The 12926-nt window shown below is 72.9% G+C and carries 10 protein-coding genes; 5 read left to right on the top strand and 5 right to left on the bottom strand.

The genetic code is table 11. From position 1 onward, the window contains the following. Positions 1 to 34 precede the first annotated feature (34 nt). Positions 35 to 643 carry a GNAT family N-acetyltransferase gene (locus WME89_RS26685; RefSeq protein ID WP_437922568.1) on the bottom strand — a complete coding sequence of 203 codons (609 nt, stop codon included), beginning with the start codon at positions 641 to 643 and terminating at the stop codon, positions 35 to 37. Between the two features lie 161 nt (positions 644 to 804). Next, a complete protein-coding gene (locus WME89_RS26680; RefSeq protein ID WP_438002545.1) occupies positions 805 to 2055 on the bottom strand; it encodes a zinc-dependent alcohol dehydrogenase in 1251 nt (416 codons plus the stop codon). A 338-nt stretch (positions 2056 to 2393) separates the two neighbouring features. Here WME89_RS26680 and WME89_RS26675 point away from each other — a divergent pair, with 338 nt between their 5' ends. Further along, positions 2394 to 3713, top strand: a complete 1320-nt coding sequence (locus WME89_RS26675; RefSeq protein ID WP_438002544.1) for a cytochrome P450 — start codon at positions 2394 to 2396, stop codon at positions 3711 to 3713. A gap of 136 nt (positions 3714 to 3849) precedes the next feature. Here WME89_RS26675 and WME89_RS26670 read toward each other — a convergent pair whose 3' ends face one another. Further along, positions 3850 to 4011, bottom strand: a complete 162-nt coding sequence (locus WME89_RS26670) for a hypothetical protein (protein WP_438002543.1) — start codon at positions 4009 to 4011, stop codon at positions 3850 to 3852. A 61-nt stretch (positions 4012 to 4072) separates the two neighbouring features. Then, positions 4073 to 4804 carry a tetratricopeptide repeat protein gene (locus WME89_RS26665; RefSeq protein ID WP_438002542.1) on the bottom strand — a complete coding sequence of 244 codons (732 nt, stop codon included), beginning with the start codon at positions 4802 to 4804 and terminating at the stop codon, positions 4073 to 4075. Between the two features lie 157 nt (positions 4805 to 4961). Here WME89_RS26665 and WME89_RS26660 point away from each other — a divergent pair, with 157 nt between their 5' ends. Beyond that, positions 4962 to 6254 carry a glycoside hydrolase family 1 protein gene (locus tag WME89_RS26660; RefSeq protein ID WP_438002541.1) on the top strand — a complete coding sequence of 431 codons (1293 nt, stop codon included), beginning with the start codon at positions 4962 to 4964 and terminating at the stop codon, positions 6252 to 6254. 26 nt (positions 6255 to 6280) lie between these two features. Then, positions 6281 to 8113 carry a radical SAM protein gene (locus WME89_RS26655; RefSeq protein WP_438002540.1) on the top strand — a complete coding sequence of 611 codons (1833 nt, stop codon included), beginning with the start codon at positions 6281 to 6283 and terminating at the stop codon, positions 8111 to 8113. A gap of 226 nt (positions 8114 to 8339) precedes the next feature. On the opposite strand, the gene WME89_RS26650 is transcribed toward WME89_RS26655, so the two are convergent. Further along, positions 8340 to 8828, bottom strand: coding sequence for a hypothetical protein (locus WME89_RS26650; RefSeq protein WP_438002539.1), 489 nt, complete (start codon positions 8826 to 8828; stop codon positions 8340 to 8342). A gap of 360 nt (positions 8829 to 9188) precedes the next feature. Here WME89_RS26650 and WME89_RS26645 point away from each other — a divergent pair, with 360 nt between their 5' ends. Both WME89_RS26645 and WME89_RS26640 read left to right on the top strand, forming a co-directional pair. Beyond that, positions 9189 to 12044 (top strand): AAA family ATPase, encoded by a 2856-nt coding sequence (locus WME89_RS26645; protein ID WP_438002538.1) that lies wholly within the window; start codon positions 9189 to 9191, stop codon positions 12042 to 12044. A 13-nt stretch (positions 12045 to 12057) separates the two neighbouring features. Further along, entirely contained in the window at positions 12058 to 12909 is an 852-nt protein-coding gene (locus tag WME89_RS26640) for a mechanosensitive ion channel family protein (protein WP_438002537.1), read from the top strand. Positions 12910 to 12926: the final 17 nt, after the last annotated feature.

Genomic DNA, 12926 nt, shown 5'->3' with positions numbered 1-12926 from the left:
GCGCGCGTCATGCCCGCCGCCGCGGGGGCGCGCCTCACCGGCGGAGGGCGGGGGCCTCGTCGGCCGGCGCCAGCGACAGGCCCATGACCAGGTCGTCCACGAACGCGCCGTCGTCACCGCGCACGAAGCCGCGGCGCGTGCCCTCGTGCGCGAACCCGACCGACCGGTAGAGCGCGATCGCCCGGGCGTTGTCGGCCCGCACGTAGAGCTCCACCCGGAGCACCCGCCCCCCGTCCGCGTCGCGGTGCGCGCGCGCCCACTCGAGCAGCCGCGAGAGCAGCGCCCGGCCCACCCCGAGCCCCTGCGCCTCCGGGTGAACGCCGAGCCCGAGGATGCCCACGTGGCGCACCATCCGGAGCTTGAGCCGGAGGAGCGTCGCCTCGCCGACGAGGCCGCCCCCCTCCAGCTCGGCGGCCAGGCACATCGCCGAGCCGTCCGTCGCCGTGAGCCCCGCGCGATCCCGCTGCTCGGCGTAGGCCGCCGCGTCCGCGGGCAGCTCGTCCTCGTGCTTCACGATGCCGTGCCGCGCGCGCACGATCGCCCGCTCGAGGTCGAGCTGGGCGGCCGCGTCCTCGCGCGAGATCTGCCGGATGATGCAGTGACGGCCGCCCCGGAGCGGGGCTCGACGCGGTTCGAGGTGCATGGTGAGCTCCGAGGCTAGCGGCCGCTGCGCGCCCGGTTCGAGCGGGAAATCCCCGTTTCAAACGGGAACGGTCCCCGCCTCGCGATGACGCCGACGGACGAGCCGGCGCCGGCCGGGTCATCCGGGCCATGCCCTCGACAGATCCAGATGCGATCGGCGGGCTACGCGACGGCGCGGTTCAGCTGGGCAGGTGTCCCCGCCGCCGACGGGCGGAGCTCGACCTTGACCCACCCGGCCTCTCGCCGGTCGAAGGCCTTGTAGGCGTCGATCGCCGACTCGAGGGGCGCCTGCTTGGTGATGATCGTGGTGGGATCGACCTGGCCGGTCTGCACGAGGTCCACGAGCTTCGGGATGTACTTCCTGTGGTTGCAGTTGCCCATCTGGAGGGTGAGGTTCTTGTTCATGGCCTCTCCGATGGGGAACGTGCGCGACGTCTGCGGGTAGACGCCGATCACCGCGATCGTCCCCGCCTTGGCCACGCACCGGACCGCCCACTGCAGCACCTGGGACGGCCCGTCGCCGGCGCGGAAGGTGTCGCCCTTGGTCCGCGCGTCGGGGGAGATCTGCTTGACCTCGAGGTCGAACGCCTTGGCGTCCTGCTTCGCCTGCTTGTGGGCGGGGCCGTCGTGCGGGCGCTCGGCGTCGACGCCCACCGCGTCGATCGCCCGGTCCACGCCGATGCCGCCGGTGAGGCGCATGATCGCCGCCAGCGGATCCTCGGCGGAGAAGTCGACCGTCTCGGCGCCCTGCTCGCGCGCCATCGCGAGGCGGTCGGGCACCTGATCGATGGCGATGATGCGCCCTGCGCCCATGAGCTTGGCGCTCGCGATCGTGAACAGGCCGACGGGGCCGCACCCGAAGACGGCGACCGTGTCGCCGGGCTTGATCTCGGCGAGCTCGGCGCCGAAGTACGCGGTGGGGAAGATGTCGGAGAGCAGGATGGCCTGATCATCGCTGACGCCGTTCGGCAGCTTGACGAGGCCGACGTTGGCGAAGGGGATGCGCGCGAACTCCGCCTGCAGACCGTCGAAGGGGCCTGACATCTTGGGGCCGCCGAAGAACGCCGTGCCCGCGTGCTTGCCGTTCGGGTTCGCGTTGTCGCACTGGGCGTAGTACGCCGCGCGACAGTACGAGCAATAGCCGCACGCGATCGTCGAAGGCACGACGACCCTGTCGCCCTTCTTCAGGTTCCGGACGTCGTCGCCGAGCTCCTCGATGACGCCGACCGCCTCGTGGCCGAGCACCGTGCCCGGCTCCATGCCGGGCATCGTGCCGCGGATGAAGTGGAGGTCGGTGCCGCAGATGGCGCTCGCCGTGATCCGGATGATCGCGTCGGTCGACTCCTTGATCTTCGGCTCCTTGATGTCGTCCATCCGGATGTCGCCGATGCCGTGAAAGACTACCGCCTTCATGAGTTCTCGCTTTCTCCCTTCGGGGTTCTACCGGTGCGCCGGGCTGCTCGCCGAGGGCGCGGCGCGAGGCGCGGTGCACGGAGGTCTGGGCGTCTGGACGCCGCTGTCTGTGCTGATCCCGTGCCAGCGCGCGAGGGGCGCGCGGAGAGCGGCGGACTGAAGAGCGCTCGAGACGCCAGGCGGTGGAGCGCGCGGGGGGACGCGGCAGCGGCGTTCTGCCGAGCCTGGCGGCGTGGGCTGCCCTTCCGCGGGGGGCGTTTGTGGCGAATTGTCCCGGTTGTGGCCACGTGGCGCTGCTTCGGTGAAGGTGTCTGGTCGCTCGCCTGGTAGTCTCGGCCATGCCCAACCTCCCGCCGGGGCCGAGCAGCAAGCTCTGGACTCTGATCCGGTATCTCCGGGATCCCATCGGCTGCATGGTGCCGCTCGCGCAGAGGTACGGCGATCCCTTCTCGTTTCCTGGCGATCCCCCGCTGGTGTGCACCGGCGACCCTGCTGGCATCAAGGCCATCTACACGGCAGATCCCGACACGTTTGCGCCTCTGTCGGGGGACCTGTCCGTGTTCCTGGGCCAGCGCTCGCTGATCCTGCTCGGCGGCGCCGAGCACCGCCGGCTGCGCCGGCTCACGATGCCGCCGTTCAATGGGGCGCGCATGCGCGCGTACGGGGAGGCGATGTGCCGCCTGGCCGAGCAGCGCGCGGCGGACTTCCGGCGTGACCAGCAGGTGACCGTCCACGAGGTCGCGCAGCAGATCTCGCTCGACATGATCTTGCAAGCCGCCTTCGGCGTGAGCGAGCCGGCGCGCATGGCAGAGCTGGCCAGGCTGCTCCTGGATCTCATCGACGGGATCTCACCGCTCATCGCGCTGTTCCCGTCGCTGCGGCGCGAGCTCGGCGGGGTAGGTCCCTTCGCCGCGTTCTTGCGGCGGCAGCGCCGCTTGCATGAGCACCTCGACGCGCTGATCGAGGCGGCGCGCGCGGCCGGGCCGCGCGACGACATCCTGAGCCTCCTGGTCCATGCCCGCGACGAGGAAGGCCACCCCATGACCGACGAGGAGATCCGGGACCAGCTGATCTTGCTGGTCGTCGCCGGGCACGAGACCACGGCCATCTCGATCGCGTGGGCGTTTTACGCGCTGCACCGGCCCGAGAACGCCGCGGCGCTCGAGCGGCTGCGCGCCGAGCTGGCAGCGCTGGGGCGCGATCCGGAGGTCGATGCGCTGGACAGGCAGCCGTACCTCGAGGCCGTCTGCCAGGAGACCCTGCGCCGCTACCCGCTCGCGCCGGCGCCCGGCCCGCGCAAGCTGCTGCGCCCGCTGGAGCTGATGGGCTATACCCTGCCGGCCGGCGTCGGCGTGGCGGCGGCGATCGGGGTCGCCCACTTCCGTGAGGACCTCTATCCCGAGCCGCTGCGCTTCCGGCCCGAGCGCTTCCTCGAGCGTAAATTCACGCCGTTCGAGTTCTTGCCTTTCGGCGGCGGAGCGCGGCGCTGCCTCGGCGCGGCCATGGCCTCTTACGAGATGCGGCTGGTGCTCGGCACGATCCTGCGGCGCTACCGGCTGCGCCTCGCATCGCTGCGACCCGATCCGGGGAAGGTGCGCGCCGCCAACGTCGGGCCGGCGCACGGCGTACGCATGATCGTCGAGGAGCGGCTGGACTAGCTTTCCGGGATCGATCAGCGCGCTTATCGGGTCACGAGCTTCGGTGGATCGTGACATCGACGATCTCGGCCAGGAGGTCGGCCTTTCACCTGATCGTCATCGATGGCGCGACGCACCAGCTCCGCCGGGTGTGCGCCTATCCCGGGTCGCCCGCTCGCACGCGGACCACCTTCCCATCGAACGCGATGGCCATCGCATGGACCGGCGCAGCGCCGCCAGCGCGGAGCTCGAGATACCCGGCGTGGATGGGCTCGTCGTGCTCGTCGATGAGCATCCCGAACCACCGCCCGAGCCGCACTCCACCATGGTCTCTCCCCCGTTCGACAAGGACGATGATGCGGTGTCTCGGGCGGACCCGATCACCGCCCTTCGCGCCGCTGATTCGCTGTCTGTCCCCGCGCGGGCGCCGCGGCGTGGATCGCGAGCGCGCGCCGGACCGGGCCGCGGTCGCTGCCGCCCGCCCGCACGGGGTCGGCCTCGCCGACCAGGACCGACAGCGCGCGCGCCTGGGTCCTCGCCGCGGCCGCGAGGGCGGCATCGTCGGCCTGCGCGGCGAGCGCCGAGAGCCGCCGCGCCACGCCGAGCGCCGCCGGCAGCGCGCCCGCGGCCACGTACGCGGCCGCGAGCTCCTGGAGCAGCGCGGCGTCGTCGCCCCGGAGCGCCACCGCCGCTTCCAGATCGGCGATCGCCTCGTCGCGCCGCCCCTGGCGCGACCGGAGCGCCGCCCGGGCGCGGTGGCCCTCGACGAAGCCGCTCACGTGGTCCAGCCCCACGGTGTACGTGCGCTCCGCCTCGCGCAGATCGCCCGCCCGCTCATACAGCGCGCCGAGCCCGAGGTACGCCGGGCCATAGGTGGCGTCGAACCGGACCGCCTCCAGGTACCGCGTCAGCGCCACGTCGGGCTCGCCGGCCGCGGCGCGGGCCTCGGCCTGCCGCGTCAGCTCGGCGGCCTGCGCCGTGGCCCAGCCAGCCGCCTCCGCGCGGGCCGGCGCCGCCCCGTGCAGCAGCGCTCCGGCGAGCGCGAGCGCGAGGGCGCAGGCGCGCGCTCGCCGCCTCGCGCTCGCTGCACCTCCGTACCGCCCCGCGCGCACTGCCCCGATCGTAGTGGCGGCTGACCGGTCGGGCAATCGCCGCCCGCGCGGCGCGCCCGCGTGCCACGCCGCAGCGCGCCGCGGACGTGCCCCACGGACGCCGCGCACGTGTCCGGAAGGCAGCCGCCGGGCGCGAGTTCGCGTAGGATGCGCGGCCATGGGTGAGGATCTGCGCTTCCCGGACGCGTTCCTGTTCGGCACTGCCGCCTCCGCCACGCAGGTCGAGGGGCACTGCGCGCAGAGCGACTGGGCCGCCTTCGCGCGCGAGCCGGGGCGCGTCCGCGGCGGGGACACCCCGGATCAGGCGTGCGACCAGCTGCACCGCTTCCGCGAGGACGTCGCGCTCCAGGCGCGGCTCTGCATGGGGGCCCACCGGCTCTCCATCGAGTGGGCCCGCATCGAGCGGGAGCCGGGCGAGTTCGATCCGGCGGGGTGGGACCACTACCGGGACGTCCTCGGGGCGCACCGCGAGGCGGGGATCACCCCGATGGTCACCGTCCACCACGTCACCCTGCCGCGCTGGGTCGCGCTGCGCGGCGGGCTCCTCTCGCAGGAGCTGCCGGCGCTCCTCTCGCGCTTCGCCGAGCGCGCCGTCGAGGCGCTCGGCGACCTCTGCCAGCTCTGGGTCACCATCAACGAGCCGAACATGCTCGCCCTCCAGGCGCACCTGCTCGGCGTCTGGCCGCCGGCGCGCAGCTCGCCCGTCGAGGCGGTGCGCGCCCACCAGAACCTCTTCCGCGCCCACGCCGCCATGTACCGCGCCATGCACGAGGCCGCGGGCCGCCGTGGGCATTCCATCGCCGTCGGCGTGGCGCACCACCTGCGCGTCATCGAGCCGGAGCGGTTCGGGCGCCTCGCCGACCGCATGTGGGCAGCGCTCTTCGAGCGGCTGTTCAACGACGCGTTCGCGCGCGCCGTGTGCGACAGCGGCCTGCACGACTTCTTCGGGGTGAACTACTACAGCCGGGATCTGGTCCGCTTCTCGCCGGCGCACGCGCGCGCGGCGTTCTTCCGGCGGCTCGTCCCCGAGGGGGCCGAGGTCAGCGACCTCGGCTGGGAGATCTACCCGGAGGGGCTCGGCTACGTGCTCGACGCCTGGTGGCCCCGCGCCCGGGTCCCCATCTACATCACCGAGAACGGGATCGCCGACGCGGACGACGACCAGCGCCCGCGGTTCCTCGTGCGGCACCTCGCGGAGGTCGCGCGGGCGATCGAGCGCGGCGTCGACGTCCGCGGGTACATGCACTGGTCGCTGCTCGACAGCTTCGAGTGGGCCGAGGGGTACGCCCCGCGCTTCGGGCTGGTCGAGGTCGACCACGTGACCCAGGAGCGCAGCCCGCGGCCGAGCGCCGAGCTCTACGCGCGGATCGCGCGCGCGCGCCGCATCGACGCCGACGGCGCCGCCGCGGCGCGCGGCACGTCGACCGAGGGCAGCGCCGCGCCCGCCTGACCGATAAGCACCGAGAGGCAGGACCCATGCGCATCGCGCTGCTCTACCCACCGCCCTGGAAGATCCCCGCGCCCGGGGAGGCGCCCGACACGAGCGGGGACGGCCCGCCGGCCGACTACCGGGAGGGAGACCTCGACCCGGACTTCCACCAGACCCCGTACGGGCTCTTCTCCCTGGGCGCGCAGGCGATCCGCGCGGGCCACCAGGTGAAGGTGCTCAACCTCTCGTCGTACCCGTTCTCGCAGGTCGAGCGGATCGTGCGCGAGCTCGACGCCGACGTCTTCGGCCTGTCGTGCTGGACCGCGAACCGGCGCGGCGTGGCGCTCACCGTGCGGTGCATCCGGCGGCTCCACCCCGCGGCGCACATCGTCGTCGGCGGGCCGCACGCGACCCCGCTCGCGGCCGAGATGCTGCGGCACCACCCCGAGATCGACACGGTGACGCTCGGCGAGAGCGAGCACTCGTTCCTGGAGCTCCTCGACCGCCTCGAGGCCGGCGGGCCCGCGCTCGGCATCGCCGGCACGGCCTACCGGGTCGATGGCCGCGTCGAGCTCGGCCCGCACCGGGCCGCGATCGAGGACCTCGACGCGCTCGAGTCGCCGCACGACCACTTCGCCACGCACATCGTGATGACGTCGCGCGGCTGCGCCTGGGCCTGCACGTTCTGCGGCGCCGAGGCGACGTGGGGCCGCGGCTTCCGCGGCCAGTCGGTGCCTTACGTGCTCGACGCCCTCGAGGCCGCCGTGAAGAAGCTCCCCGTGAAGATGGTCCAGGTCAAGGACGACACCTTCACGACGAACAGGAAGCGCGTCATCGAGATCTGCCGCGGCATCCGCGAGCGCAAGCTCTCGTTCCTGTGGAGCTGCGACACGCGCGTCGACGTGCTCGGCGAGGACCTGCTCCGGGAGATGCGGCTCGCCGGCTGCCAGCGCCTGAGCCTCGGTGTCGAGTCGGGCTCGCCGTCCATCCTGAAGAACATCGACAAGAAGATCACGGTCAAGAAGATCATCGAGTCGACCGAGCTCGCGAAGAAGTACGGGATCCAGGTCCGCTATTACATGATGCTGGGCAACCGCGGCGAGACGGCGGAGACGTTCCGGGAGACGCTCGCGTTCCTGGAGGCGGCGAGGCCGCACCAGTACATCTTCTCGTGCCTGTCGATCTACCCCGGGACGCGCGACTTCGACGACGCCGAGGCGGCCGGCTGGCTCGAGCGCGACGTCTACTTCCGCGGCGACTTCCAGGAGCTCAAGACGCCTTTCGACGCCTCGGAGGAGGACACGGCGCTGATGAGCGCCTGGTTCGAGCAGAACAAGGGGCTGCGCGAGCTCTACCGCGAGGGGGTGGAGGAGCGCCGGGCGATCCTCGAGCGGCTCGGCGACCACCACGCCGCGCACCTGGAGCTCGGCGTCGCCTACCTGGACGCGGGGCAGCTCGATCTCGCGGAGCGGCACGCCGCGCGCGCGCTGGAGCTCGGGTATCCGTTGCCGGGGCTCGCGTACAACGCGCTCGCTTGCGTCGCGGCGGGCCGGCGCGACTGGCAGGCCATGCAGGATCACTTCACGACGGCCGCGAAGTGCGACCCGCAGCACGCCGTGCTCATCCGCAACGTGCAGGCGGCGCGGGCGTGGTACGCGAAGGGCGGGCCGGACAGGGGTCTGCCGCTCGACCTCGTCGCGCGCTGCGACTTCCAGCTCCTGGAGCGGACCGTGCAGCCGGCGCTCCCAGGGCCGCTGCCGGAGGACTTCGCTGTGTGGGCGCCGGGCGCCGTGGCCCGGCCCGCGCCGGCGCGCGCGGCCGAGGCGGGCGGACGCGAGCCGGCGGCGCAGCGCGGGCGGCTCCGGGTGGTGCCGTCGTAGCGCCGGGAAACCGGCAAAGCGCGTTTCGGCGACGTCCGGCGCAAGCGCGGAGCGATGAGCAAGCTCATGGCGCGCATGCTGCTGGATGCTCACACGATCCTCGACGAGACGGGCCTCAAGAAGCCCTGGGCGCTCTCGTCTGGCAGCCGCGGCATGCTCGTCACGTCCGGCCATCGACGCCGGCCTTGGTGGGTCGATGCTCGAGCTGGATCGGAGCGCAGGTACGCTACTGGCCGGCCTCCACGCGCCTCCCGGAGAAGGTGTCCGTGGCGAGGGGATCACCCGTGTCGGTCGACGGATCCAGCGGGTCCTCGCCGTCCTCGAAGGTGCGGACCACGAGCGACCCGGCGACGTGATCACAGCCCTGGCCGACGGTGTGAAAGGCAACGTCGATGCGGGCCGTGGTGAGCAGGTTGTTATCGTCGTCGAAGACGAACGCGAGAAGCGTGCCCTTGGCGCCGTCCGCGCCGTCCTTCTTCCAGCTCCCTTGCTGGTTGGAGAAGTTGTAGAGTGGTTGTGTGGATGTGGTTCCCAAGAAGGATCCGTCGGCCTCGAACGTCCAGAAGTCCTTCGCTCCACCATCCTCCTGGATCAGGTAGCTACCGGTGCATGCGCTCGGCGCGCTGCCTGCGAAGAGGGGCCCCGAGGGGAGAGAGAGGAAGAGGAGCACGGCGAGGCAAGAGAGCGAGAGCACGCCGGCGAGCTTGATACGCACTGGGAGGTCCTTTCGGTGATCGGTTGTTCCTCGGAGGGAGAAGGCGTGAGGGAGGGGGCTCCCCGAGCCGTCCTCGCGTCTTTCGCACGGGGAGGCGGAGTGCGAGGTCCCGGCCGAGAACGCGCCGTCCTGGCCTCTGCTTCGCCGCCGTGGCAAGCGGAATCGGCTCCGCCGAGAGCTTCCTCGGTCCGACGCCTTCACGAGCCCAGGTTCGTGAAACTCAGTTACAACGTGACCGGTCCGGCGGCGCCCCTCATCGCCCTGCACCTGCTCGACAATAACCGTTGTGATGAACGCGCATACCTTCTATGCGCGCAGGATGGACAGCGAACAGTGCTGCACGAGATGGTAGCCGCCCGGATGAGTCGACGCGGCAAGACACGCCTGGCGGGCTTTCACGAGGCGCTCGCGGCGGCGCTCCTCGTGCTCTCGGGCTGGCTGCCTGCAGCCGGCGCCGCCGAGGACGGAGGAGCGCCGGCCGTCGCGGCGCCCGCGGGGGAAGCTGTCGCGCCGGACGCCGGGCTCTCCGCGGCGGACAGCGGTCGCGACGCCGCGGCGGCTGGCGCCGAGAGCGCGGCCGCGACAAGGGACGTGATCGCGGCAGACGGTGCGGCTTCAGTCGACGCCGGCGCGCCCGCCGTGGCGGCGGCAGCCCCGGCTCCGCAGGCCGCCGGGGCTCCCGCGCCGGCGCCGGCGCCGGGTCCGGAAGGAGACGGCCTCGCCGAGGAGATCGCCCGCGCCGAGCAGGTCCAGCGCGAGCAGGCGACGCTTTCCCAGGCGCTCGAGGCGCAGCGGCGTGAGCTCGCCGACGACGAGCGACGCGCCCGCATCGAGGGGCTCGCCCGCGAGGCCCGGGAGGTGGCCCACGGCAGCGAGGCGGCGGAGGTCTTGCTCCAGCGCGTCATGGCCGAGCTGCGCTCGGTGCGGCCGGAGGTCGATGCCGCGCTCCGCGAGGTGAACGCGCCGCCCGCCGCGCCGCGCCTCGCCCCGGCGCGCGGAGCGCCGGACCCCGGCGAGGCGGCGCCCCGGGAAGAGGCCCAGCGGCTCGCAGCGCTGCGCCGCGCGCTGGTCGAGGAGGCGAACGCCCTCGACGGCGAGGCGCGCCGGGTCGCCCGAGCGCGCGCCGAGGAGGCGCTCCGCGCCGAGGAGGCGCTCGACGGGGCGCGCCTGCTGCTCCTCGCGCGGCTCCCCGAGGAGCAGCGCGACGCGGCGCTCGGCGTCGACCGCGAGGGCATGGACCAGCTCCGCGCGGAGCTCTGGCATGTCACCGCTCGGGCGCGGTGGTACGGGCTCCGCCGCGACGGCGCCCTCGTCGAGGCGCGCGACGCGCTCCGTGACCCGTACTACGCCGCCGCCTTGGCCGTGCGCGGGGGCCTCTTCCTGGCGGTGGTCCTCGCCGCTCTCTTCCTGGTCCGGCGGCGGCAGCGCCTCCTCGACGGCGTCCACGCCGCGCTCGGCCGCGTGTTCCGCAGGCCGCGCCTCGTGCGCGGCATCGGCCGCGCGCACGCCGCGCTGTCGGCGGTCTCGGGCGGGCTCCTCTTCCTCGCCGCGGTCTGGGGCATCCACGAGGCCCTCGGGCCGGCCGCCGCGCGCGTCCGCGAGGTCGAGCTCTGCTACTCCCTCCTGCTCTGGTACGGGCTCTACCGCGTCGCGCTCGCCGCCGCGCACGAGCTCGTCGCCGCGCTGGGTCCGCCCTCCGGAAGGCGGCTCGACGCGGCGACCAGCGCCAGGCTCGTCGGCTCGCTGCGGGCGCTGGGCCGCTACGCGCTCGCCGCAGGGCTGCTCCTCGTTCTGTCCGAGATCGCGTTCGGCCGGGGGTACATCCACCACGCCGTCCGGCGCCTCGCCTGGCTCGGCGCGATCCCGCTCGCGTGGCTGCTCATGCGCCGGTGGCACGAGGACATCTGCGAGGCCTACCTGCGCCTCCACGGCGCCGGGCCGCTCGCCGCGCTGGTGCGCTCGACGCGCAGCCGGTGGTACGGCTTCTTCGTCGCCGTCGCCGCGTTCCTGGCCCTCTCGCTCGCCGCGCTGAGCCGCACCATCCGGCGCTTCCTGCTCGGCTTCGAGCAGTCGCACCGGATGCTCGCGTTCATGTTCCGCAGGCGCGTCGAGCGGCGCAGGGGCGCCCAGGCCGTGACCGAGGCGCCGTCCGCGTTGCCCGACGAGCTGCTGGCGCGCCTGCCCGAGCAGCCGATCGACGATCCGGCCGTGGGGCTCGACCATTACCCCGGCCTCGACCGCTTCGAGGAGCTGCTCGCCGCCTGGAGGGACAGCTCCCGGGGGGGATCGCTCCTGCTCGTCGGCGGCGCTGGCTCGGGCAAGACGAGCTGGCTGCGCGCGGCCGAGCGCAAGCTCGAAGGGATCCCCTGCCAGCGCATCGCGCTCCGGCAGCGGCTGCTCACGGAGGGGGATCTCGTCGCCACGCTCGGGGCCGCGCTCGACGCGCCGCCCGCCGCGCGCGAGGGCGCCGACGCGCTGTCGGCCTGGCTGCGCACCCAGCCGCGCCGGGTGCTGATCCTCGATGACCTGGAGCACCTGTTCCTGCGCGGCCTGGACACGTGGGGCGCGTGGGAGGCGTTCCTGGAGATCGTCGAGCGCTCGACGCCGCGCATGTTCTGGCTGTGCGCGCTCGCCGACCATCCGTATCGCTACCTGCTCTTCGCGCGCGGCGGGGCCATCGTCTTCCGGGCGGTCGTGCAGCTGGCGCCCTGGTCCGAGCACAAGCTGGGCGCGCTGCTCGGCGGGCGGCTCCGGGCGAGCGGCTACGCGCTCTGTTTCGACGACCTGCTCGTGGACGAGGACGCGCCCGACCAGGAGGGCCATGTGGCCGCTACCGAGCGCAATTTCAGCCGCCTCCTCTGGGATTACTCGCAGGGCGTACCGCGCGTCGCCCTGTATTACTGGCTGCGATCGCTGAGCCCCGCCGGCGAGCGCCGCCTCCGCGTCCGGCTCTTCCAGGGCCCCAGCGAGGACACGCTGGAGGAGCTCAATGAGCTGGAGCGCTTCGTGCTCGCCAGCGTCGTGTGGCACGACAGCCTGACCACCGCGGAGGCGTCGATCTCGCTCGGGTACCCTCGGCTCCCGTGCGACGACGCCCTCGCCAAGCTGGTCGATCTCGGCGTCGTCGACGATCTCGGCGGCCGCCACCGCGTCACGACCCGCTGGCAGAGCGCGGTCACGACGTTCCTCGTGCGCAAGCACCTGATCCAGCGTTGACGAGAGGACGAGCATGGAACCTGACACGGACATCGCCGACAGCGCGAAGCTCATCGAGACGCTCCAGACCGGCGGCGTGCTCACCGGCATCGCGATCCTCATCATCGCCTGGCTCGCCGTCCGGCTGCTCACCGCCGCCATCGAGCGCAGCGGCATCCGGCACGTCCACCGGCGCCTCCTGCTGAACCAGGTCGCGACGCTCCTGCGCTTCGGCATCTACATCGGCGGCATCGCCGCCGCGGTCGCGGCGTCGATCAACCTCTCCCGCGAGGTCGTGCTCGCCTTGACCGGCACGGTGGCCGTGACGGTCGGCTTCGCGCTCAAGGATCTCGCCTCGTCGATCCTCGCCGGCTTGACCCTCATCGTCGACCGACCCTTCCAGGTGGGCGACCGGGTCAAGTTCGGCGATCTCTATGGCGAGATCACGACGATCGGGCTGCGCTCGGTGCGCCTCATCAGCGAGGACAACCTGCTCGTGACGATCCCGAACAACAAGTTCCTGACCGAGGCGGTGGCGTCCGCGAACCACGGTCGTCTGGACATGATGGTCGCCGTCCAGCTCTTCATCGCCATCGATCAGGACGTCGGGCTCGCCAAGCGGATCGTCGAGGAGTGCATCACCAGCAGCCGCTACGTCTACCTCGGGCAGCCGCCCTGCGTGCGCGTGAGCCAGTGCGTGCTCGGCTCCTTCACGGCGGTGCGCCTCGACGCCGAGGCGCACGTCCTCGACATGAAATACAAGCAAGATTACCAGAGCACGCTGACCGAGCGGGCGCTCAAGGCGCTCCGCGAGAAGCGTGTCCTCCTGCACGGCGAGGCGCCCGGACCGGCGCCCGCAGCGGATGGCAAGCGCGCGGCCGCGTGACGGGCGGCGGCGGGGCT

This window comes from Sorangium sp. So ce321 (assembly GCF_051530195.1).
Classification (GTDB): domain Bacteria; phylum Myxococcota_A; class Polyangia; order Polyangiales; family Polyangiaceae; genus Sorangium.
Note: the sequence above shows the minus strand (reverse complement) of the source record. Positions and strands in the feature narration are given on the sequence as shown.